At 73.2% G+C, this 22,319-nt stretch carries 16 protein-coding genes; 6 read left to right on the top strand and 10 right to left on the bottom strand.

Going from position 1 to position 22,319, the window contains the following annotated elements; genetic code table 11:
* Positions 1–41: 41 nt before the first annotated feature.
* Both CXR04_RS23270 and CXR04_RS23265 read right to left on the bottom strand, forming a co-directional pair.
* Positions 42–1,400, bottom strand: a complete 1,359-nt coding sequence (locus tag CXR04_RS23270) for a phosphomannomutase/phosphoglucomutase (protein WP_101424236.1) — start codon at positions 1,398–1,400, stop codon at positions 42–44.
* 130 nt (positions 1,401–1,530) lie between these two features.
* Positions 1,531–1,980, bottom strand: coding sequence for a DUF3499 domain-containing protein (locus CXR04_RS23265; protein WP_101424235.1), 450 nt, complete (start codon positions 1,978–1,980; stop codon positions 1,531–1,533).
* Positions 1,981–2,332: 352 nt separating this feature from the next.
* On the opposite strand from CXR04_RS23265, the gene CXR04_RS23260 reads away from it, so the two are divergent.
* A complete protein-coding gene (locus CXR04_RS23260) occupies positions 2,333–2,713 on the top strand; it encodes a metallopeptidase family protein (protein ID WP_101424234.1) in 381 nt (126 codons plus the stop codon).
* Between the two features lie 15 nt (positions 2,714–2,728).
* Here the strand turns inward: CXR04_RS23260 and CXR04_RS23255 are convergent, their stop codons facing one another.
* The 3 genes from CXR04_RS23255 to CXR04_RS23245 all read right to left on the bottom strand — a co-directional run bounded on the left by CXR04_RS23255 (position 2,729) and on the right by CXR04_RS23245 (position 8,619).
* Positions 2,729–4,261 (bottom strand): DUF5719 family protein, encoded by a 1,533-nt coding sequence (locus CXR04_RS23255; RefSeq protein ID WP_101424233.1) that lies wholly within the window; start codon positions 4,259–4,261, stop codon positions 2,729–2,731.
* Positions 4,258–8,082, bottom strand: a complete 3,825-nt coding sequence (locus CXR04_RS23250; RefSeq protein ID WP_101424232.1) for a glycosyltransferase family 2 protein — start codon at positions 8,080–8,082, stop codon at positions 4,258–4,260. Before CXR04_RS23250 ends, CXR04_RS23255 begins: the two co-directional genes overlap by 4 nt.
* Before the next feature lie 273 nt (positions 8,083–8,355).
* A complete protein-coding gene (locus CXR04_RS23245; protein WP_018840771.1) occupies positions 8,356–8,619 on the bottom strand; it encodes a WhiB family transcriptional regulator in 264 nt (87 codons plus the stop codon).
* Between the two features lie 621 nt (positions 8,620–9,240).
* On the opposite strand from CXR04_RS23245, the gene CXR04_RS23240 reads away from it, so the two are divergent.
* Genes CXR04_RS23240 through CXR04_RS23230 form a run of 3 tightly spaced genes read left to right on the top strand, consistent with a single transcriptional unit; the run spans position 9,241 to position 12,146 of the window.
* Positions 9,241–9,762: a cysteine dioxygenase gene (locus CXR04_RS23240; RefSeq protein WP_101424231.1), complete on the top strand. Its 522-nt coding sequence runs from the start codon at positions 9,241–9,243 to the stop codon at positions 9,760–9,762.
* Positions 9,763–9,786: 24 nt separating this feature from the next.
* A complete protein-coding gene (gene cofD / locus CXR04_RS23235; protein WP_101424230.1) occupies positions 9,787–10,743 on the top strand; it encodes a 2-phospho-L-lactate transferase in 957 nt (318 codons plus the stop codon).
* Positions 10,740–12,146, top strand: a complete 1,407-nt coding sequence (locus tag CXR04_RS23230; RefSeq protein ID WP_101424229.1) for a coenzyme F420-0:L-glutamate ligase — start codon at positions 10,740–10,742, stop codon at positions 12,144–12,146. Before cofD ends, CXR04_RS23230 begins: the two co-directional genes overlap by 4 nt.
* Positions 12,147–12,248: 102 nt before the next feature.
* Here the strand turns inward: CXR04_RS23230 and CXR04_RS23225 are convergent, their stop codons facing one another.
* Positions 12,249–13,418 carry an LCP family protein gene (locus tag CXR04_RS23225; protein ID WP_101424228.1) on the bottom strand — a complete coding sequence of 390 codons (1,170 nt, stop codon included), beginning with the start codon at positions 13,416–13,418 and terminating at the stop codon, positions 12,249–12,251.
* A 194-nt stretch (positions 13,419–13,612) separates the two neighbouring features.
* On the opposite strand from CXR04_RS23225, the gene CXR04_RS23220 reads away from it, so the two are divergent.
* Positions 13,613–14,143 carry an acyl-CoA thioesterase gene (locus CXR04_RS23220; RefSeq protein WP_101424227.1) on the top strand — a complete coding sequence of 177 codons (531 nt, stop codon included), beginning with the start codon at positions 13,613–13,615 and terminating at the stop codon, positions 14,141–14,143.
* A 247-nt stretch (positions 14,144–14,390) separates the two neighbouring features.
* Here the strand turns inward: CXR04_RS23220 and CXR04_RS23215 are convergent, their stop codons facing one another.
* Positions 14,391–15,812, bottom strand: coding sequence for an LCP family protein (locus CXR04_RS23215; protein ID WP_101424226.1), 1,422 nt, complete (start codon positions 15,810–15,812; stop codon positions 14,391–14,393).
* A 236-nt stretch (positions 15,813–16,048) separates the two neighbouring features.
* Between CXR04_RS23215 and CXR04_RS23210 the strand changes: the two genes are divergently transcribed.
* On the top strand, positions 16,049–17,080 hold the full coding sequence (locus CXR04_RS23210; protein ID WP_101424225.1) for a glycosyltransferase family 2 protein: 1,032 nt from the start codon (positions 16,049–16,051) through the stop codon (positions 17,078–17,080).
* A 66-nt stretch (positions 17,081–17,146) separates the two neighbouring features.
* On the opposite strand, the gene CXR04_RS23205 is transcribed toward CXR04_RS23210, so the two are convergent.
* The 3 genes from CXR04_RS23205 to CXR04_RS23195 all read right to left on the bottom strand — a co-directional run bounded on the left by CXR04_RS23205 (position 17,147) and on the right by CXR04_RS23195 (position 22,257).
* Entirely contained in the window at positions 17,147–18,892 is a 1,746-nt protein-coding gene (locus tag CXR04_RS23205) for an LCP family protein (RefSeq protein WP_101424224.1), read from the bottom strand.
* Between the two features lie 51 nt (positions 18,893–18,943).
* Positions 18,944–20,824 carry an LCP family protein gene (locus CXR04_RS23200; protein ID WP_101426550.1) on the bottom strand — a complete coding sequence of 627 codons (1,881 nt, stop codon included), beginning with the start codon at positions 20,822–20,824 and terminating at the stop codon, positions 18,944–18,946.
* Positions 20,825–21,099: 275 nt separating this feature from the next.
* Complete coding sequence (locus tag CXR04_RS23195; protein WP_101424223.1) at positions 21,100–22,257, bottom strand: LCP family protein; 1,158 nt, start codon at positions 22,255–22,257, stop codon at positions 21,100–21,102.
* Between the last annotated feature and the right edge of the window lie 62 nt (positions 22,258–22,319).

Genomic DNA, 22,319 nt, shown 5'->3' with positions numbered 1-22,319 from the left:
GCGCTGCCCCTTACCGGCCCGCGTGCGGCGAGCCCGCCGCCTCAGCCGCGTACCAGCGCCAGCGCCTCGTCGCGAACCCGCGCCATCGTCTCCGCGTCGCCCGCCTCCACGTTCAGCCGCAGCAGCGGCTCGGTGTTGGACGCCCGCAGGTTGAACCACCAGCCGTCGCCGGTGACCGTCAGCCCGTCCAGCTCGTCGATCGTGACGCCCTCGCGGCCGGCGTACGCGGCCCTGACCGCCGCGAGCCGGGCGTCCTGGTCGTCGACGGTGCTGTTGATCTCGCCGGAGGCCGCGTACCGGTCGTAGGCGGCGACGAGCTGAGACAGCGGGCCGTCCTGGCCGCCGAGGGCGGCGAGGACGTGGAGCGCGGCGAGCATGCCGGTGTCGGCGTTCCAGAAGTCGCGGAAGTAGTAGTGCGCGGAGTGCTCGCCGCCGAAGATGGCGCCGGTCTTGGCCATCTCCTCCTTGATGAAGGAGTGGCCGACGCGGGTGCGCACGGGCGTGCCGCCCTGCTCCTTGACGACCTCGGGCACGGTCCAGGAGGTGATGAGGTTGTGGATGATCGTGCCGCCGCCGTTGCGCTCCAGCTCGCGCGCGGCGACCAGCGCGGTGATCGCGGACGGCGGGACCGGGTCGCCCTTCTCGTCGACGACGAAGCAGCGGTCGGCGTCCCCGTCGAAGGCGAGGCCGGCGTCGGCGCCGGTCCTGCGGACCTCGGCCTGGAGGTCGACGATGTTCTTCGGATCGAGCGGGTTGGCCTCGTGGTTGGGGAAGGTGCCGTCCAGCTCGAAGTACATGGGGACGACGTCGACGGGCAGCGGTTCGAAGACGCTTGGCACGGTGTGGCCCGCCATCCCGTTGCCGGCGTCGACGACGACCTTCAGCGGCCGGATGGCGCCGAGGTCGACCAGGGAGCGCAGATGGGCCGCGTAGTCGGCGAGGAGGTCGGTCTCCGTGACGCTGCCTGGCTTCGCGACCGGGGCGGGCGCCCCTTCTGCCTGCCACCGCTCGACCTTGGCGCGGATCCCGGCGAGCCCGGTGTCCTGGCCGACAGGGGCGGCGCCGGCGCGGCACATCTTGATGCCGTTGTACCGCGCGGGGTTGTGGCTCGCGGTGAACATGGCACCGGGCAGGCCGAGATGGCCGCTGGCGAAGTAGAGCTGGTCCGTGGAGCACAGGCCGATGAGGACGGCGTCCGCCCCGCGGGCGACGGCGCCGCGCGCGAAGGCGGCGGCCAGCGCGGGCGACGAGGGGCGCATGTCATGGCCGACGACGATCTTGCCGGCGCCGGTGGTCTCGGTGAAGGCGGCGCCGAAGAGCTCGACGAGCGGCTCGTCGAGCTGCTCGGGGAAGACGCCGCGCACGTCGTACGCCTTCACGATCGTCGAGAGATCGGTCACGGTTCTCCGCCCTTCGCACGCTGCTGAGGCTTGCACAGTACGCGATGGGGCGGACACACGCCGTCCGGGGCCGGGCCGGCGAGGGGCCGTGCGGGAGCAGCCCGGCGGGCCGTCGGTGAGGCGGGCGGCGTCAGCCTTCGGGGGAGCGGAGCACCCGCAGGTGGGCGCGGCGCGCGACCTCCATGGGGTCGGCGTCCCGGCCGCCGGGGGCCACGGCGCGCGGAGCGACCATCCCGTCCCGGTCCGCCGCCGCGCGGGGCGGGCGGGCCGCTTCGCGTACGGCGTTGGCCAGGGCCTCCAGGTCGTCGCTGCTGGGCCGCGCGGGGCCCGAGGGGATCGCGAGCCGGACGACCTCCCAGCCGCGCGGGGCCGTGAGCCGCTCGGAGTGCTCCGTGCACAGGTCGTAACAGTGGGGCTCGGCGTACGTCGCGAGGGGGCCGAGGACGGCGGTGGAGTCGGCGTAGACGTAGGTGAGCGTCGCGACGGCGGCTCGGCCGCATGCGGTGCGCGAACAGCGACGTACAGGGCTCACGACGTTGGACGGTACCGCACTCCTGAGCGGGCCGCGACGACTCACCATCGCGTCACCCACCCGTGTCGCCCGTCGTCCGGCGCGAAGCCGGTCGCGTATGGCCGAGTTGACCTGCGACGTCGGTCACATCGGCGGTGGCTACGACGTTGCAAGTGATCAGTCCTGGCTGCAAATCATGTCAATCCAACCGGTTTCGGCGGACTTCGGCCCGTTCATCTGCGAGCCGATTCCTGTGCCGACCGTTCACTTCGCGACATTCCCGGGGTTGCCCCGGGATGGTCTGCGGCGGGCCCGGCGCGGGCTACGCTCATCGGTGATGGAGCACACAGAACGACCGGCGCCGCCGCCAGGGCCCCCGCCGCGCCCGCGCGGCCGCACCCGCGACCGCCACGGCCGCGGCATGCGGGGCCCCGTGGCGCCGCCGCAGGTGCCGCTGGCGGTCAGCCGCTCGGACGCCTTCGTCGACCTGGTGCACGAGTCCGCCACCCGGCTGGAACGCCGCTGGCCGCAGCTCGCCGGCGTCGAGTTCGCCGTCCTCGACGTCCCCGGCGGCGGCAACGGCCCGGCCGGCTGGGAGGACGACGGCGGGGTGCCGCTCGGCCGGCTCGTCACGGGCGGCGGGGGCCCGGACCGCATCGTCGTCTACCGCCGCCCCGTCGAGATCCGTACGAAGAACCGCGACGAGCGCGCGCTGCTGGTGCACGAGGTGATCGTCGAACAGGTCGCGGAACTCCTCGGCGTCGCCCCGGAGTCGGTCGATCCGCACTACGGCCAGGACTGACGGCGGCACCGTACGTCAGTCCGTGAGGACGCCCAGGTCCTGCTCGGCGTCCGGGACTTCGACCATCCCGTTGTCGTCGGGGAGGGTCTGGATCGTGAACATCGGGATGCCGCTCTCCTTCGTCTCCAGCGTGCGCGAGGCGTAGAGCTCGCCGCCCGAGACGCGCTCGACGGTGAGCGCGAAGGTGCCCTCGGTGCCGGACGTCTTCGGCGGCTCGACGGTCAGCGTGGTGCGCGGCTTGACCGTGTACGTCTCCTCCGCCGGCTCACCGCCCTCGCTGCCCGGCGACGCGGTGACCTTGACCTCGACGGCCTTGCCCGGCGCGGCGAGCGACAGGCTCGCGGCCTTCGGCCAGTTCCCCGAGGCGGTGGTGCGCTCCTCGACCGGCGCGGCGGAGGGGATGAACGCCATCTCCTGCTCGGTGTTCTTGCCGCGGGTCACCCGCAGGGCCGCGACGATGGGTGCATCGCTGCCGTCCTCCGGCTCCAGGATCAGCGAACCCACCTCGCCCTGGGTGAGTTTCTGCATGTCGATCGCCGTCGTCATGCCGCTCTTGGCGTGCACCGACTCGTACCCGGCGGGGGTGATCGAGCCGTTGGGCCCGGCGAGCTTCACGGCGAGGTCGGCGTCGTCCTCGCCCGGGACGTAGACGACGAGGCGCACGGAGGTGGCGTCGCCGGGGATGCCGGGGAGGACCGCGCCGGGCGCGGGTTCGGAGACGGGCTGGAGCCAGTCGCCGCCGACCTGCTCGTCGGCGACGTGCACGGCGGCGCCGACGCGCCCGGAGCGCACGGCGACGTGCACCGCGACGTTGATCGACGGCTCCTCGGCGACCGTGGAGAGCAGCACCGAGACGCTGGAGCGGGCCGGGACCTGGATGCCGTTGCCCGTCTCGCTCTCGACCGGGCCGTCCTTGTCGAACAACTGAAGGTCGACGACGGCGGCCTCGTCGTCGGGGTTGGTGAGCTGGACGTAGTCGCGGCGCTCGTCGATCGTGCTGGCGCCGGCGAACCAGAACTCGCTGTCCGGGGCAGTGCAGCGCGCGCCGGACAGGCCGCGGCCGTCGCCCGCGGTGACGAGGGTCGTCTGCTGCACGCTCCAGCCGGGGGCGAAGTCGCCCTCGGCGGTGCCGACGAGCGCGGGGGCCTCGGCCTCGTCGGTGGTGGCCTCCGCGGGAGTGCCGGCGCGCTTCAGGGGGGCGACGGGGTCGGGGGCGTCGTCCTTCTTCTGTTCGTCGCCCTTACCGCCGCCGTCGTCCTTCTTCTCTTGTTCGTCCGCGGCTTCGGACTCCGTTGCGGCGGGAAGCAGTTCGGCGCTTCCTTCGTCGCCCTCGCCGCCGGGCACGAAGGAGGTGTACGTCGTCTCGCCGACCTCGGTGTCGCCCGGCTGCGGGCACAGCAGGGTGGAGCGCTCGACGGCGATGCGCGCCGCGGCGGGCGCGGCCTTGCCGGCGTCGTCCTCGTCGCCCGGGACGGTGAGGGTGGCGACGCCCGCGGTGACGGCGAGTGCCGCCGCGGCGGCGATCAGGGAGAGGGGGCCGGTCTTCACGCGTTGTCGCTCCCGTCCCGCTCGGCGCCCGCGCCGTAGTTCCGTTGGTCGTAGTACGGGCCGGAGTACTGCCCCGCGCCGTACGGGTCCTGCTCGCCGTCGCCGTAGCCCTGGCCGCCCTGCGGCGGCACCGCGGGGGCGCCGGGCCGCTGTTCGCCCTCGTACGCGCCGGCGTCGTACTGCGGCTCATAGGGCGCCTCGTACGACGTCCCGCCGTACTGCCCGCCGTAGCCGGTGCCGTCCCACTCGTAGCCCTGGGGCGGGGCCGCGTACGGGTCGGCGACCGCCGTGTCCCCGTAGCCCTGCTCCGCCTGGCCAGCACCGGCCACCGGCGCCGCGGCCCAGGCCGGCTGCTCGTCGGGCGAACCGGTCGCCCCGGGTGAACCGGGCGGAGCCGGCGGCATCGGCGGCGCCTCGGGCACGCCACCAGGCGCGCCCGCGCCCTCCGGTGCCCCGGCGCCCCCGGCCTCCGCCGCGGCGGCCTGCGCCCGCAGCCGCCGTGCGCGCCGCCCGTCGCCCTCCAGCGCCTGCGCCGGGATGGCAGGCGCGGCCGCCTCCGGCAGGTCGTCGTCCACGTCGCGCCGCCGCCCGGGCAGCGCCAGCACCAGCACGACGAGCAGCGCCGCGCCGCGCGCCCAGGTCCACGCCGTGTGCGTCACGGCGGTGTCGTACGTGACGTCCAGCCGCCCGCCGCCCGCGGGCAGTTCGAAGCCCTGCGCCCAGCCGTCGACCGTGGTGCCCTCCAGCGGCTCGCCGTCCAGAGTGGCCTGCCACCCGGCGCTCGCCGCGTCCGCGAGGCGCAGCACGCGGCCCTCGGGGCCCTCCTTGAGGTCCGTGTGCACCTCGACCGGCCCGGCGGCCACGGGCACCGGCTCGGCGGCCCCCTTCGCCTCGTCGTCGCCCGCGACGACGGTCGCGCGCGAGACCCGCGCGTCGACGCGCCAGAGCGCGCCGCCGTCCTGCTGGCTGAGCCGGGTCAGCCCAGGGGTGGCGTCCAGCACGCGGCCGAAGGTGCGCGGGGCGTCGTTGCGTACGAGGACGTAGCGCACGGCGTACGCGCCCAGCTCCGCCGACTGGTCGGCGCCGGAGCCGGCCACGAGCCCGGAGACGGTCCCGGAGAGGCGGGAGTTGCCGCCGTCGGCCGCGGCCAGCTCGGCGTCGCCGAGGCGGGTGCCCGCGCCCCGTACGAGCATGTACTCGACCTGGCCGACCGACCCGCCGACGACCAGCGTGCGCGGCTGGTCCGGCGTGCGGCTCTCCTCCGCGACGAACGCCGGCACCTGGTCGGCGCCGCCGCGCTCCAACGGCCCGTCGGCCCCGCGCCACATCCAGCCGACGGCGAGCACCAGCGGGCCCACGGCGCAGGCGACGGCGACGAGCACCGCGGCCGGCTGCCGCCAGCCGAAGGACTGCTCGGCGACGCGGTGACGGGCGCCGTCGGCGCCGATGACGGCGGCGACCAGCAGAGCGATCCCGTAGACGAGCGTCTGCGGCCCGGTCCAGCCGTCGCCCGCGCCGGCCGCGGCGAGCAGCCCGGCGACGGCGGCGACGGCCCACGCGGCACCCACCGGCAGCCGCCGGTCGGAGCGCAGCAGGGCGGCCAGCGCGGCGAGCACGACGCCGGCGAGCAGCAGGCCGCCGCCCGCGTTGGGGCCGCCGGGCGAGGCGAGCAGCAGGCCGAGCGGGGTCACGTCGTCGGTGGCGGTCTCCAGTCCGGCCTCGGTGAAGAAGCCGGACGGTGCCGTCAGCAGATCGAGTGACCAGGGCGCCAGCAGCACCACGGGGGTCACCAGGACGGCCAGTTGACGCAGGACGGGCCCGACGGGGTTCCGGCCGCGCACGACGGTCCAGGCGACCAGCGCGGCGGCCAGGAGAGCGGCCAGCGGCCAGACGACGGGGGTGAAGGCGGTGGTGACGGTCAGCAGCAGCGCGTACGCCCAGGCGCCGCGCCAGCTCGCCCGGCCGCGCAGCCCGCTCGCGGCGACGGCAGCGCGGGCGAGGAGCGGCAGCAGCACGGCGAGCACCGCGGTACCGATGCGGCCGGCGGCGAGCGCGCCGGTGGCGGCCGGCAGGAAGGCGTACGCGACGCTGCCCCAGGCGCGCAGCAGCCGGGAGCTGACGAGCGGCCGGGAGGCGAAGTACGCGGTGAAGCCGGCCAGCGGCACGGAGCAGACGAGCAGCAGGGTCAGCGCGGCGTTGGTGCTGCCGAACAGGACGGTGCCGAGACCGGCGAGGAACGCCAGGTAGGGCGGTGCGTCCTGGGTGCCGCCGGTGCCGACGGGGTGCCAGGAGTCGGCGTACGACGACCAGAGGTCGCCGGCGTCGGCGGGGGCGGGCAGGAGCGCGCCGCCGATGAGGGCGCCGCCGCCGATCAGCTCGCGGCAGGCGATGAGGGCGACGAGCAGCAGGACGGCGAAGAGCACCGGGCCCGGCTTGCGTGCCACCCGCTTCAGCCGGGCGAACTGCTCGACTTCGAGAAAGTCGGCATCGTCGTCCCCCGGGCCGGACTCGACGGCGCCGCCGTGCCGGCCGCCGCCGGACAGCTCGGGCTCGGAGCGGCCGCTGAAGTTGCTGAGCACCTGCTCGACGGTGGCGCGTACGGTCGCGCCGCGGCCGGGGAAGAGGGGCTTGAGGTCGCCGGGCGGCACGGCGGGCTTGCCGCGCCTGCGGCGGGCGGCGGCGATGCGGTGCGGGCGCAGCAGCACGGCGCCGAGTCCCGCGACTTCGTCGAGGGCCTGCCGCGGGACCTTGCCGACGAGGTACGCCAGCGTGCGCAGCAGGGTGCCGAGGACGAGCCGGAAGGCGATGTACGGCAGGGCCGCGGTGCTGGAGTTGACGAGAAGGGTGTAGGCGGCGCCGGCCTTGTCGACGCGGTGCGGGCTCGCGGACGTGCGCTCGGAGCGGCCGATGCAGTCGATGGAGCGCCGCTCGCGGGCGGCGGCCTCGGCGTGCCGCATGACGGCGTCGGGCTGGACGACGACCCGGTGGCCGGCCTTGTGGGCGCGCCAGCACAGGTCGACGTCGTCGCGCATGAGGGGCAGCCGGGCGTCGAAGCCGCCGAGTTGGTCGAAGACGTCGCGGCGGATGAGCATGCCGGCGGTGGAGACGGAGAGCACGTCGCGGATGCCGTCGTGCTGGCCCTGGTCCTGCTCGCGGCGGTCGATGCCGGTCCAGCGGCGGCCGCTGTGGGCGAGGGAGACGCCGGCCTCCAGCAACTGCCTGCGGTCGTACCAGCTCCGCAGCTTGGGGCCGATGATCGCGGCGGAGGGCATGTCTTCGGCGAGGCGGAGCATGGCGGCGAGCGCGTCGGGCTCGGCGGCGCAGTCGTCATGCAGCAGCCAGAGCCACTGGACGGGCTCGCCGTGCGGGAGCTCCGGCATGTCGTACGCGTCGTCGCGCCAACTGCGGCTGACGGGGTCCCAGCCGCTGGGACGGCGCAGGTACGGCAGTTGGTCGGGGGTGAGGACGCCCGCGGTGCGGGCGGCCTCGGCGGCGGCGGTGCCGAAGCCGGTGCGGCGGGCGAGGTGGAGCACGCGCTCGGCGCCGAGGGCTTCGGTGAGGATGCGGGCGGAGCCGTCGGCGCTGCCGGTGTCGGCGGCGATGACGCTCTGCACGGGGCGCTCCTGCGCCGTGAGCGCGGCGAGCGCGTCGGGCAGCCACCGCTCGCCGTCGTGTGAGACGAGCACGGCGGTGACGACGTGCCGCGGGAAGGCGGGAGTGCCGCCGCCGGGGGCGGCCGCGGTCGTCCCGGGCCGGCCTGCCGCGTCGGCTGCGGCGGCCGGGTAGCCGGCCGCGTAGTCAGCGTTGCTGTGCTCGGACATCGAGGTGCGGACCCCTGGTGGAGTCCGGGTCACCTCCCGGGAATGTGGCGGCTGTCGTGGACGGTGCCCCACACTAGAGGGTCCCTCCGTCACAGGGCGACTTGGCGGACGATCCCCGGGCCACCGCGGGGTTCCGCCGAGGTCACGTACTCCGTACGGGCGCCGGGCGCACGCCCGCGCGATTCCCGTGGCGCCGCGCTCGCCGCGCCGGGCCCGCCCGGCGCGCGGCTGCGCCGCCGGTGACAGCGCCCGCTACGGCACCGGCCACACCGGCTAGAGGGCCGCCTTCTTCAGCCGGCGCCGCTCCCGTTCGGACAGGCCGCCCCAGATGCCGAAGCGCTCGTCGTTGGCGAGGGCGTACTCCAGGCACTCGGACCGGACTTCGCAGGCGAGGCAGACCTTCTTGGCCTCGCGTGTGGATCCGCCCTTCTCCGGGAAGAAGGACTCGGGATCGGTCTGGGCGCACAGCGCGCGCTCCTGCCACCCGAGCTCCTCGTCCGCCTCCTCGACCAGCACCTGCTGGAACAGCTCGGTCATGTGCGCCCCTCGTCTTTGCTTCCCCGTGATGTTGCCGTTACTGAATCGCCTGAACGGACACGTGTGAAATTACAGGTACGCCGCTCTGGCACAGTCAAGCCGGGATCTGCTATTGGACCTCTTATTCACCCTGCGGCACCAAGCCCTCGTGAATAGTGTTCATATCGGCCAAGACCATGACAGTCCGATAGACCGCGATCCCGGCAGGCACCCCTACCGGGGGAGACGATCGGGGCTACGGCGCCGTTGCGGCCCGCCCGGCAAAGCGAAGAAGATCACAGTCGCGTCACGGATGCACAACGGCACCCCGGCCCTATGGTCGCCCTGCGGTTGGTCGCCGTCTCTCCGTACAACGGGGTGAATAAACCTTTCGCCACGCCCGGCAACCGGAAGGTGTGAATCCTTGCGGTCAACCCGGACATCCAGTTGACAACCACCCCCCGGATCCGCTCTGCTGATGCGCATGTCGGACCCGTGGCCGTACCGGCCGAGCGAGGAGTGTCCGAGCTGTTGTAGCCGCTGAGGCTCCAGCTCCGCTCCCTGCTGCCTGCCCCGCAGGCCATCCCTTCGCCACTCTCCGCACTCCTCGCGCACCACACACGCCAAGGACTCCCGGGCCCCATGCTCAGCGACATCCAGATCGGCGGCGACCCGCTCGCCTTCCCCCACCTCCTCCCGCCCGCGCCCGCCCACCCCGTCACGGTCGCCGACTTCGCCGGCCTCGCCCGCGCGCTCGCCGCCGACCGGGACACCTGGGCGCCGCTCGTCGGCTACGACCCCGTCACCCGCTGGTACCACCGGCTGCGCACCGGTCCCGGCTACGAGGTGTGGCTGCTGAGCTGGCTGCCGGGACAGCGCAGCGGGGCGCATGGCCACGGCCCTTCCTCCGGCGTACTCACCGTGCTGGAAGGGGAGTTGACGGAGCGCGCGAACCACACCGCGCGCACCCTCACGCCGGGCGCGCAACGCGTCTTCGCGCCGGGGTACGTCCACGAAGTCGTCAACGACGCGCTGACGCCCGCCGTGAGCCTGCACGTCTACTTCCCCGCCCTCACCGAGATGCCGATGCACGAGGACCGTCCCGCCCGAACAGCAGTCGCCTGCTGCGCCGCCCGCCGGAGGCACGAGCCCGCCCGCCGCTGAGCCCGGCCTGCAAGACTGGGCGCCATGCGCATCGTTGTACTGGCCGGCGGGATCGGCGGCGCCCGGTTCCTCCGCGGCCTGAAGCAGGCAGTGCCGGACGCGGACGTCACCGTCGTCGGCAACACCGGCGACGACATCCACCTGTTCGGCCTCAAGGTCTGCCCCGACCTGGACACCGTGATGTACACGCTCGGCGGCGGCATCCACGAGGAGCAGGGCTGGGGGCGCGCCGGCGAGACGTTCGCCGTCAAGGAGGAGCTGGCGGCCTACGGCGTCGGGCCCGGCTGGTTCGGGCTCGGGGACCGCGACTTCGCCACCCACATCGTGCGCACCCAGATGCTCGGCGCCGGCTTCCCGCTCAGCGCCGTCACCGAGGCGCTGTGCGACCGCTGGCGGCCGGGCGTGCGGCTGGTGCCGATGACCGATGACCGGGTCGAGACGCACGTCGCCGTCGAGTTGGACGGCGAACGCAAGGCGATCCACTTCCAGGAGTACTGGGTGCGGCTGCGCGCCTCCGTGCCCGCGCTCGCCGTGGTGCCCGTCGGCGCCGAGCAGGCCAAGCCGGCGCCCGGAGTGCTGGAGGCCATCGGCGAGGCCGACGTGGTGCTCTTCCCGCCGTCCAACCCCGTCGTCAGCATCGGCACGATCCTCGCCGTGCCGGGCATCCGCGAGGCCATCGCCGACGCCGACGTGCCCGTCGTGGGCCTGTCCCCCATCGTCGGCGGCGCCCCGGTGCGCGGCATGGCGGACAAGGTGCTGGCCGCGGTCGGCGTCGAGTCCAGCGCCGAGGCGGTCGCGCTGCACTACGGGTCCGGGCTCATCGACGGCTGGCTGGTCGACGAGGTTGACGCGGCGGCGGTGCCGGCGGTGGAGGCCGCCGGGATCCGCTGCCGGGCGGTGCCGCTGATGATGCGGGACACGGACGCGACGGCGCGGATGGCCGCGGCGGCGCTGGAGCTGGCTCAGGAGGTACGGGCATGACGGCGGACCCGGGTACGGGCACGGAGACCGGCGCGGAGACCGCCACGGCGGTGGCCGCGGGGGAGGCGGGGGCCCCGGAGTTCCGCGTACGAGCCCTGCCCGGCATCCCCGAGGTCCGCCCCGGCGACGACCTCGCCAAGCTCGTCGCCGCCGCCGCGCCCGGCCTCGCAGGACCCCCGCTCGCCGACGGCGACATCCTCATCGTCACCTCCAAGATCGTCAGCAAGGCCGAGGGCCGGGTCCGGCCGACCGCCGTGCCCGGCGACCGAGAGGCCGCCATCGACGAGGAGGCCGTACGCCTCGTCGCCCGCCGCGGCCCGCTGCGCATCGTCGAGACCCGGCACGGCCTGGTGATGGCCGCCGCCGGCGTGGACGCCTCCAACACCCCCGCCGGCACCGTCCTGTTGCTCCCCGAGGACTCCGACGCCTCCGCCCGCGCGCTCCGCGCCGGCCTGCGCACGGCCCTCGGCGTCAACGTCGGCGTCCTGGTCACCGACACCTTCGGCCGCCCCTGGCGCAACGGCGTCACGGACGTCGCCATCGGCGCCGCCGGCGTCCGGGTGCTGGACGACCTGCGGGGCGCCCCGGACACGTACGGCAACGCCCTGGAGGGCACGATCGTCGCCGCCGCCGACGAACTGGCCGCCGCCGGCGAGCTGGTCAAGGGCAAGGCCGACGGGCTGCCGGTCGCGGTGCTCAGCGGGCTGCCGCAGCTCGTCGCCCCGGTCGGCGAGGACGACGGGCCGGACGCGCGGGCGCTGGTGCGGGAGCCGGCCGAGGACATGTTCCGCCTCGGCACCTCGGAGGCGGTCCGCGAGGCGGTGACACAGCGGCGGACGGTGCGCGAGTTCACCGCCGAGCCGGTGGACCCGGCGGCGGTGCGGCGGGCCGTGGCCGCCGCGGTGACGGCCCCGGCGCCGCACCACACGACGCCGTGGCGGTTCGTGCTGCTGGAGTCGCAGGAGGCGCGCACGGAGCTGCTGGACGCGATGCGCGAGGCGTGGATCCGCGACCTGCGGGAGCTGAGCAGCTTCACGGAGGAGTCCATCGCCAAGCGGATCCGCCGCGGGGACGTGCTGCGCAACGCCCCGTACCTGGTGGTGCCCTGCCTGGTGATGGACGGCTCGCACACCTACCCCGACGACCGGCGCAACGCCGCCGAGCGGGAGATGTTCGTCGTCGCCACCGGGGCCGGGGTGCAGAACTTCCTCGTCGCGCTGGCCGGCGAGGGGCTGGGCTCGGCGTGGGTGTCGTCCACGATGTTCTGCCGGGACGTGGTCCGCGAGGTGCTGGACCTGCCGGCGGACTGGGACCCGATGGGTTCGGTGGCCGTGGGCCACGCGGCGGCCCCGCCGCGGCAGCGCCCGCCGCGGACGGCGGACGCGTTCACGGTGGTGCGCTGAGCGCGGCGCGCCCCCGGATGCGTACGACGGCGGGACCCCGGCACACCGCGGGCCGGGGTCCCGTCCGACTGATCAATTTGCTCGGTTGGCCAGCGCCAGGGCTCAGTTTGCCGAGACGGTGACCTTGTCGTCGTTCTTGAGCTGCTCGAAGAGCTGCTTGGCCTTCGGCTCGTCCCACTTCTGCACGGAGCCGAGCCGCGGGTCGGTGCCGCCGGAGACGACCGGCAGGTTCATCGACTTGCCGTCGCCGCCCGAGACGCCCTTCATGGCCCAGAACATCTGGGCGACGTTGAACAGGCTCATGTCCTTGTCGACGATCAGCGAGTCCAGGCCCGCGCCCATCGTCGGGTAGAGCTTGAACGGGTTCATGATCGTCGTGAACTTCGCCGACTCGCTGGCCAGCTTCGACAGCAGCTTCTGCTGGTTCTTCGTCCGGTCCAGGTCGCCGCCCGGCAGCGCGTAGCGGTTGCGGACGAAGGCCAGCGCCTCGGCGCCGTCGAGGTCCTGGCAGCCCTTCGCGAAGTCGGCACCGGAGTTCTCGTCCTTGACCGCCTCGTCGAAGCACATCTCGACGCCGCCGAGTTCGTCGACGATGTTGGCGAAGCCGCCGAAGCCGATCTCGGCGTAGTGGTCGATCTTCAGGCCGGTGTTGTACTCGACCGTGCGGACCAGCAGTTCCGGGCCCTCGATGGCGTACGCGGCGTTGATCTTCTGCGTCTGCTCCGGGATGCGGTTGCCGGTCTCCGAGCCGGTGAAGGACGGGATGGTGACCATCCAGTCGCGCGGGAGACTGACCATGGTGTTCCCGTTGTCACCGGTGTGCAGGATCATCATCGAGTCGGTGCGCTTGCCCTCGACGGAGCCGGTGTGCAGCTCGTCCTGCCGCTCCTTGGACATGCCCTCGCGGCTGTCGGAGCCGACGATGAGGTAGTTCGTGCCGTCCTGGCCGCCCGGGCGGTCCTCGACCTTGCTGAGGTCCACCTCGCGGCGCAGCTTGGAGTCCGCCCAGAAGTACGTGGCGACCGGCACGACTATGAGGATGACGAGCGCGACGATGGCGCCGATCTTGATCCGCTTGCGCCAGTTCGGCGGCGGCTTGCCGTAGCCGCCGGCCTGGCGGCTGCCGCCGTCGTCGCCGTACGGGCCGGAGGAGTCGCCGCCGCCGCTGCGATAGACCTGTCCCTCGTTGTAACCGTCGTCGTGCGCACCGTGGCCGTCGTCGTAGCCCCGGGATCGCTGCGGTGGCACCCCGCCGCCGCCCACGACGGGCATGACGCGGTGCGGCTCAGGATCGGACGAGCGGCTGCCGCGCCCGTACCGGTCCCTGTCTGCAGTCCATCCCTCGGGCCAGTCACTCATGCGGGAAGTGTGCCCTGCCCGCCCGGCCGACCTGAAGGGGGGTTCCGAATCGGACCGGGCTTGTAGCGGTTCTGATGCAAAGAGGCGCGCCGCATACAGTGACACACATGAACGATCAGGCACGGCCGGCGGCGGGTGAGGCGAAGCCCACCTCGGCCTCCCGCACCACGTTGTCGTCCATCATGACGGCGAACGACGCGAACCTGCTGGGCACCGTGCACGGCGGCGTGATCATGAAGCTGGTCGACGACGTGGCGGGGGCGGTCGCGGGGCGGCACTCCGGCGGGCCCGCGGTGACGGCGTCCATGGACGAGATGGTGTTCCTGGAGCCGGTGCGCATCGGTGATCTGGTGCACGTCCTGGCGCAGGTCAACTGGACCGGGCGGACCTCGATGGAGGTCGGGGTGCGGGTGATGGCGGAGCGGTGGAACGAGTCGACGCCGGCGAAGCAGGTCGCGAGCGCGTACCTGGTCTTCGCCGCGGTCGACGACCAGGGCCGCCCGCGCCCGGTGCCGGCGGTCGCACCGGAGACGGACCGCGACGAGCGGCGCTGCCAGGAGGCGCAGATCCGGCGCACCCACCGGCTGGCCCGCCGGCGCGCGATCAAGAACCTCCGCGCCCGCAGCGAACCCGCCTGACGGCGATCGGTTGGGGTACGCCGGCCCACTGCCGGCCGGGCGGGCCGCCGCGACGCCGGCCTGTGCCGGGCGGGGCGGCTCGAAGCACGCCGGGGGCTTGGCGCGCGTCCTGGGGCGTACGCCACTCCGGGTCAGCGACCGCGCACGCCCGGGACGACGCCGTACGCCGGGCCGCTGCTGCCGACGCCGGGCGCGCAGGCGACCGCCCGCCGCGCCGCCGTCCCCGCGGGCGTCATGTACAGCGGCGTCACGTACAGAGGACTTCGTCGCCCGTGACCGCCGACCAGACGTCCGCGCCGTCCAGGATCGGGTCCGCGGGCCGTACCCGGTGCACCTTCTCGTGGTCGTCGCCCAGCGTGACCGTCATGAGCGCACCGTGGCCGCGGTCCGGGACCAGCTTCGCGTGCGGGAGGGCGGCGGCCAGGGAGCGTACGGAGCGGTCCCACTCCGGGTCGTACCTGATGACCGTGCGGTCCGTCCGCGCCGCCGTCGTGGGCACCCCGGTGGTGTCGAACCCGGTGCGGGCCAGCGTGCGGTCCACCCGGCCGCCGAGGCCGTCCTCCCGCGTGCCGTTCGCCACCTGCACCCGGACCCGTTCCGGCGGCACCTCCACCGGCGTCGCCTTGCCCTGCCCGTTCCCCTTGCCCTGCCCCTTCCGGCCGTCCGGGCCCCCGCGGGCCTTGAGCGGCCTGTCCTCGCGCAGCCTGTCGAAGAGCCGCCGGGCCCGCTCCTCGTCCCACCTGACCGTCGCGCCGAGCCCCGGCACCTCGTAGTCCATGTCCGCCACCGGCACCGTCGCGAACTCCGACGATCCGGGCGAGAACCCGTGCAGCGCCTTGCCCAGCGAGAACACGGCGCCGGTGTCCAGCGCCGCGTCCGTACGCACCGAGCCCAGGAGCGTCGAGCCGACCTCGCGGAAGCGCAGCGGGTTCATCAGGCCGCTGGTGCCGGTGAGCTTGTCGATCACGGCGGCCAGGAAGCGCTGCTGGCGCTTCATCCGGCCCATGTCGGACGCGCCGTCGAGATGCCGGGCGCGTACGTACGCCAGAGCCTCGCCGCCGTCGAGGCTGCTGGTGCCGGCGGGCAGGTCGAGACCGGAGTACTTGTCGCGCAGCGGGCGCTGCGTGCACACCTGCACGCCCCCGACCACGTCGACCGTCTTCATGAACGCCGCGAAGTCGATCTCCACGTAGTGGTCGATGTGCACCCCGGACAGCTTCTCCACGGCCCGTACGGTCAGCGGCGGGCCGCCGTGCGTGTACGCGGCGTTGACCTTCGCGGCGTGCGCGGTGCGCCGCTCGCCGAGGGCGCGGTTGGTGTGCGGCGGCAGCTCGACGTAGCTGTCGCGGGGGATGCTGACCACGCTGGCGCGCTCGCGGTCCTTCGACAGGTGGACGAGCATCAGCGCGTCCGTACAGTTGCACGGCTCCCCGCCGAGGCGGTACTTGCGCCGCTCCTCCTCGCTCACACTGTCGCGCCGGTCGACGCCGGCGACGAGGAAGTTGAGCCCGTGGCCCTCCCGGGGGCGGTCGGAGATGCCGCCGAAGGCGTCGACCCGGTGGATGCCGGAGCCGATGGAGCTGAGCATGAAGTACCCGGCCCCGCCGGTGGCCAGCAGCAGGAGAGAGAGTGCGGTGGCGATCCGCAGAACCCAGCGCGGGCGCTTCACGGACGGGGCTGGCACGGTGTGGGGACCTCCGCGGGGCTCGGGTGCGGGCGTCGGCTGCCGCGTGCACCTGCGGGCACGCGCGCGTCTGTGCCTGCGCGGCAGGGCGGTGGCACGTGCACGGACCCGACCACGGTAGGGACGTAGGCGCCGTCCTGCCCCGCACACGCCGTCCGTACGCTTAACGCCACCCTGCGGGCACGCCCCGATCCCCCGTTCGCGGTAACCTGAGCGGCGCCATGAACGACTTTGCGACTCCCCCCGCGGTCTCCGTGATCATGCCGGTGCTCAACGAGGAACGGCACCTCCGTGAGGCGGTGCGGCACATCCTGGAGCAGGACTACGAGGGCGATCTTGAGGTCGTCGTCGCCCTCGGCCCGTCCACGGACGGCACCGACGCCATCGCCGCCGAGCTGGTCAGCGAGACCGCCGACGGCGCCCGGACCAGGGTGCAGACGGTGCCGAACCCCACGGGCCGTACGCCCGCCGGGCTCAACGCCGCCATCGCGGCCTCCTCGCACCCCGTCGTCGTCCGCGTCGACGGCCACGGCATGCTCTCCCCCGGCTACATCTCCGCCGCCGTCCGGCTGCTGGCCGAGACCGGCGCCCAGAACGTCGGCGGCATCATGCACGCCGAGGGCGAGACGAGCTGGGAGCAGGCCGTCGCCGCGGCGATGACCGCGCGCATCGGGGTGGGCAACGCCGCATTCCACACCGGCGGCGAGGCGGGTCCCGCCGACACCGTGTACCTGGGCGTCTTCCGCCGGGAGGCGCTGGAGCAGCAGGGCGGGTACAACGAGGAGTTCATCCGCGCGCAGGACTGGGAGCTGAACTTCCGGATCCGCTCGGCAGGCGGGGCGGTCTGGTTCTCGCCGGAGCTGAAGGTGTCGTACCGGCCGCGGCCGAACCTGCGGGCACTGGCCAAGCAGTACAAGGACTACGGCCGCTGGCGCCGGGTCGTCGCCCGGTACCACAAGGGCTCGATCAACCCGCGCTATCTCGCGCCGCCCGCCGCCCTCGCCGGGATCGTCGCGGGTGTGCTGGTCACCCCGCTGACGCCGCTGGGGCTGGCGATTCCGCTCGCGTACGCGGTGGGGATCGCGGCCGGCTCGGTGCCCGCGGGGCGCGGTCTTCCGGTACGCGCGCGCCTGCAGATCCCGGTGGCGCTGGCCACGATGCACATGACCTGGGGCTGGGGGTTCCTCACCAGCCCGCGGTCGCTGGCGCAGAAGGTGATCGCCAGCCGCCGCCCCGCGGTCACGGCGGGCTGACCTCCGGCCGCCTTCCCCACAGACGTCCGCACGGCCCCGCCCGCACGCGCGAGCGGGGCCGCGGCGTCACCAGGTGTAGGACGGATTGACGTCCATGCACGCCTTCTTGTTGCCGCCCGCCAGCGGGTTGGAGCTCTCCGGCGCCTTCTCCGGCCCCGCCTCCTCGCCGCCGCCGTCGGCGTCGCCGCCCGCGTCCGGCGGGTAGGCGTCGCCCTCCCGCCAGTCGGCGCCGACCACCAGCGTCACCCCGTCGACGCCGCTGGACTCCTTCACCGCCCGGTCGGGCAGCCCGATCGACTTGGCCACCGCCAGGGCGTTCGCGTGCTGCTCCTCGGTCGCGTACGAGATGGTGGTGTCCGCCTGCGACTTGGGCGTGGCGTCGGTGGCGGCCTGGGTGAAGCCGTCTCCCGCGAGCGCCTCGGCGATGTCGCCGGCCCGCCCGGTGACCGGGGCGTACATCGTGGTGCCCGTGCCGTTCTGGACGAGGACGGGGATGTCCGCCTTCGGCTCGGCCTGGGCGACGAGGTCGTCCGGCTTCTTCTTCTTGGGCTTGTCCTTGCCGTCGAAGGCGACGTCGTTGCGGATCATGGACCAGATCTGCGGCGCGTCCTCCTCGTTGGGTACGACGTGCGCGGTGTTCTGCGGGTCCGGCACCCACGGCATGGTGGTCATGGTGATGCGCTCGGGCGGCACCCGCTTGATGTCGTTCCCGAGGTCGTAGAGCTTCTTCAGGTCGCCCAGGCCGTCGTCGACGGTGAGCGCGTTGGTCGCCGCCTCGGCGAGGCGGCGCAGCTTGCCGGGGTCGGAGAGCTTGGCGCCCTCCTTGAGCTGGCGGGCCATCGAGTTCATGTACTGGTGCTGCGCGTGCGTACGCCCGATGTCGCTGCCGTCCTCGAAGCCGTGCCGGGTACGCAGCCACTGCAGCGCCTGCTCGCCCTTGATGGTCGTCTCGCCCTCTTCGAGGCGCAGCCCGGAGTCCTCGTCGTAGACGTTGTCCCGTACGCAGACGGGGACGCCGCCCACCGCGTCGGCCATGCTCACCACGCCGGCGAAGTCGATCATCATGAAGTGGTCGATGGAGACGCCGGTCATGGCCTCCCAGGCGGCGACGGTGCAGCCGGGACCGCCGTGCTGGAGGCTGGTGTTGATCGTCTCGGTGGTGGTCTCCGGGTAGACCGTGCCGTCGTCGGGGTCGGTGCACTCGGGGATCGTCACCCGGGTGTCGCGCGGGACGGAGACGACGGACATGTTGCTGCGGTCCGCGGAGACGTGGAGCAGCATCTGCACGTCGGCGAGCGGCTTGCGGCCGCGGTCGGCGCGGGAGCCGCCGAGGCGGACGTTCTCGTCGGAGTTCCGGCTGTCGGACCCCAGGAGCAGAATGTCCAGCGGGGTCTGGCCGTCCGCGTTGGGCTGCTTCTCGTCGAGCTTGTTCTTGCCGAGGTTGAGGCGGTCCTTCTCCAGGTTGTTGTTCAGATCGCGGTAGTAGAGATAGCCCGCGGCCGCGGTGCCGAGTATGAGGAAGGCGACGATGCCGAAGAACCAGCGGGCGATGCGCATCCCGCGGCGCCGGGGCGGCGGCGGTCCGCCGTCGCCGGGGCCGTCCGCGTGGCTCCGGGGGCGGCCGTCGGGGTCCGGTGCTTCGTGGCCGTCGCCGTGGTGCGGGCCGTGGTCGCCGGTGTGACGCGCGTAGCCACGCTGCCGCGGCATGCCCGGCGCGCCCGCGTCTTCGTACAGACTGTCGTCCCAGCCGAGCTCGCCGGCTCTGTCGGGGCGACCGTCTGCTCCGCTACCGCGGACGTTGCTGCGGCGCATGGGGCCTCCTGGTCGATCGCGGACGTGCGGTGTCCAGTCCGCACGTACGCCTCACTTCGCACAGACGTTCTTGTCTCCGGCCTTGACGTTCTGCACCCCGTCCGGCGCCTTGTCCGGCGCCTCGACCGGGGTGCCCGGCGCGGCGAAGTCCTCGCCGAGCGTGAGCGTCATGGTTCCCTCGGCCCCCGCGTTCTCCCCCGTCTTCTTCATGGCCGACTTCGGCAGCCCCATCATGTCGGCGAGCCGAGCGGCCTGTTCGGCCTGGTCAGGACCGTACTCAAGCCGGGTCTCCGGCTGGAGATCCGGGGTGTTGCCGGCCTCGGCGGCGTAGCCCGCGCCCTCGTCGAGAAGCCACCCGGCGGTGGCCGACGCCATGCCGGACTCCCCGCCGCCGTTGACGACGTCGACCCTCACCTCCCCGGGCTCCGACTTCTTCACCGGCTTGCCCTTCTTGCCCTTCTTCGCCCCGTCGAACGGCTTGTCCGCGGCCAGCAGCTTGAAGAGCGGCTTCGCCTTGGCCTCATCCATGAGGACCGTTGCGTCGTCCTCAGGGTTGTCCAGGACAGGCAAAGTCGCGAAAGTAATTTCGTCCTGGGGGACCTTCTTGAGGTCGTTGGCCAGGTCCATGAGCTTCTTCGCGCTGCCGATGCCGGAGTCGACGGTGAGCGCCTTGGTGGCGGCATCGGCCAGGTCGTACATCTTCTTCGGATTGCTCAGCGAGCCGCCGGACTTCATCTTGCGGATGAGCGAGCTGAGGAACTGCTGCTGGAGCTCGATCCGGCTCAGGTCGCTGCCGAACCCGACCGAGTAGCGGGTGCGGACGAAGGCCAGCGCCTCCTCGCCCTCGATCGTGTGCCGGCCGGCGGGGAGGTTGAGCTTCGACTTGGGGTCGTCGATGTCCTCCGCGAGGCACACCTCGACGCCGCCGACCGCGCTGGACAGGTCCTTGACGGCGTTGAAGTCCGCGAGGATGAAGTGGTTGACGTCGAGCCCGGTCAGTTGCTCGACGGTCTTCCAGGTGCAGCCCGGGTCGCGGCCGAACTGGCCGAGGCTCTCGTTGAACTTGGTCTCGTACGTCCCCGGGATGGTCTTCCAGCTCCCGTCCTCCTGCTTGGTCTTGCAGTCCGGGATGTCGGTGATCATGTCCCGCGGGATGCTCATCGCGGTGGCGTTGGTGCGGTCCTCGGAGACGTGGAACAGCAGGGTGGTGTCCGCGTGGCCGGGGCTGTTCATGTCGCCGTAGCCGTCGTTGCCCTTGCCGGTGCGCTTGTCCGTGCCCATCACGAGGATGTTGACGGGGCCGTCGATGACCGCCGCGTGATCCTCGCCGGCGACCTCGACCTTGTCTATGTTCCCGTTGAGCTTGCGGTAGATGAGGAACGCGGCGGTCCCGACCGCGAAGAGCACGACCGCGAGACCGCCGGCGACCCAGATCAGCGCCTTCTTCTTCTTGCTCTTGCGGGGCTTCGGCCGGCGGCGGCTGCGCGGCCCGTCCGCGTCCGGCCCCGGGCCCGCACCGGAGCCGCCCGCGCCGCCCGCCGCGCCGCGGCGGCGCTGGGACGGCAGCCGGGGCTCCTGGAGGCTCTCGGGGGCTTCCGCGGGAGAGGCATGGGACTGGTGCCTGCCGCCGGGCTGGGGAGGTGCCTGGCCCGGGTGCAGGCCGCCGGGCTGCGGCTGGCCCGGCTGGGGCGGGCCCGGGTGCGGCTGCGCGTGCGGCGGTTGCGCATGCGGCGGGCCCGGGGCCTGGCCGTGCGGGGGCTGCCCGTTCTGCTGCGGAATGTACTGCTGTGGCTGCTGGGGCGGACCGCCGTACCCGTGCGGGGCGTGACCGTGCGGACCCGGTGCGTGTTGGCCGTGGGGCTGGGGTCCCTGTCTGCCCGGGATCTGCGGGTCGAGACGCAGCTCGTAGCTGCCAGTCTCGGGATTGAACACCCACTGATCGGCGGGGTCGACCTCGCCGGCGTGTCCACGGCCTCGCCCATCCACGGTCGCTTGGGTTCCTCACATCGCTCGGTCAGCGCCTCCCCCTGCCGGCGCCGGTCTTCCTGCCATACGCTCGACGACCGCCTGTCAGGCGGCCGGTCGGCTCACACTAGCCGCCTCTTTCGGCGACTGGCGACGCCCGTGACAAATTCCACGCACTCGTAACAGGACATCCCGCGCATCCCCTCCATACACCGTGCCCCCCTTGTGCGCGTTGATCCGCTCTATCGGCAGATGTCATCCACAGGGGTTGTCCCCTTGAAGACGGACGGCGCGCCGGAGTCCGGTTTCTGCTTGGCTTTCCTGCCCTCGGAGACGAAGCGCACCACGCTGTCGGTTCGCAGTGCGGCGAACAATTCTCGCGCCGCCGGCTGCGCCAGTTCGTCGCGGTTGGAGTCCAGGCGGTACGGGCGGCGTGGCACGGTCATGAAGTGCACGCGCTCTTTCGGCACGTCACGGACGACGCGCACGAGGTCGTACAACTCGGTGAGCGACGACAACTCCTCGTTGGCGGTGAGCGCGGAGGTCACCGCGTCCAGCAGCGGGGCCAGGCGCATCGGGTTGAAGAGCACGCCGTTGCTCTGCACCTTGTTGACGAGCGAGGCCATGAACTCCTGCTGCCGCGACATGCGCTGGGTGTCGCTGCCGCCGTCGAGGGACTTGCGTGCCCGTACGTAGCCGAGCGCGTGCTCTCCGTCGAGCACCTGGCGGCCCCTGGGCAGCCGAAGCTTGGCCGATTTGTCATGCACCGCCGCCGGCAGACATACCTCGACGCCGTCCACGGCGTCCACGACTTCCTTGAAGCCCTGGAAGTCCGCGATGACGTGGTGGTCGACGCGCACGCCGATGAGCTTCTCCACCACGCGGATCGTGCACGCGGCGCCGCCGGAGGCGAAGCTGAAGTTGAACTGGTTGACCTGCTTGCCGCTCGTCCCGCCGCCGGGGCGGCGGCAGTCGGGGATCCGGACCATGAGGTCGCGCGGGATGCTCACGGCGGTGACGCTGTCGCGGTCGCCGGCGAGGTGCAGGAGCACGGCGGTGTCGGAGCGTTCGACGCCGGTGTCGTGGCCGTACCGCTCGCTGCCCGCGCGGGAGTCGGAGCCGATGACGAGGATGTTGGTGGCCCCGCTGGCGGCGGGCGGGGGGCGGTCCTCCTCGTGGCGCTTCAGCTCGCGGGCGGTGGCGGAGTCGACGGTGATGTTGCTGTCGAAGCGCTGGTAGAAGTACCAGCCGACGCCGGAGAGGGCGAGGACGAAGAGGGCCAGGCCGAGGCCGACGCGGCGGGCGAGGACGCGGCGGCGGCTGCGGGGGCGGCGGGGCGGCCGGGGGTCTTCCCGGTACGGGGATGCGCCCTCCCGCGGGCCGGTCTCGTCTGCGCCCATCCCTCACACTCATTCGGCCGTTGTCCACGTGTGCAGACGGCCGGGCACCCCCGGGGGTCGTA

The sequence above is a fragment of the Streptomyces sp. CMB-StM0423 genome (genome assembly GCF_002847285.1).
Taxonomy (GTDB): Bacteria; Actinomycetota; Actinomycetes; order Streptomycetales; family Streptomycetaceae; genus Streptomyces.
Note: the sequence above shows the minus strand (reverse complement) of the source record. Positions and strands in the feature narration are given on the sequence as shown.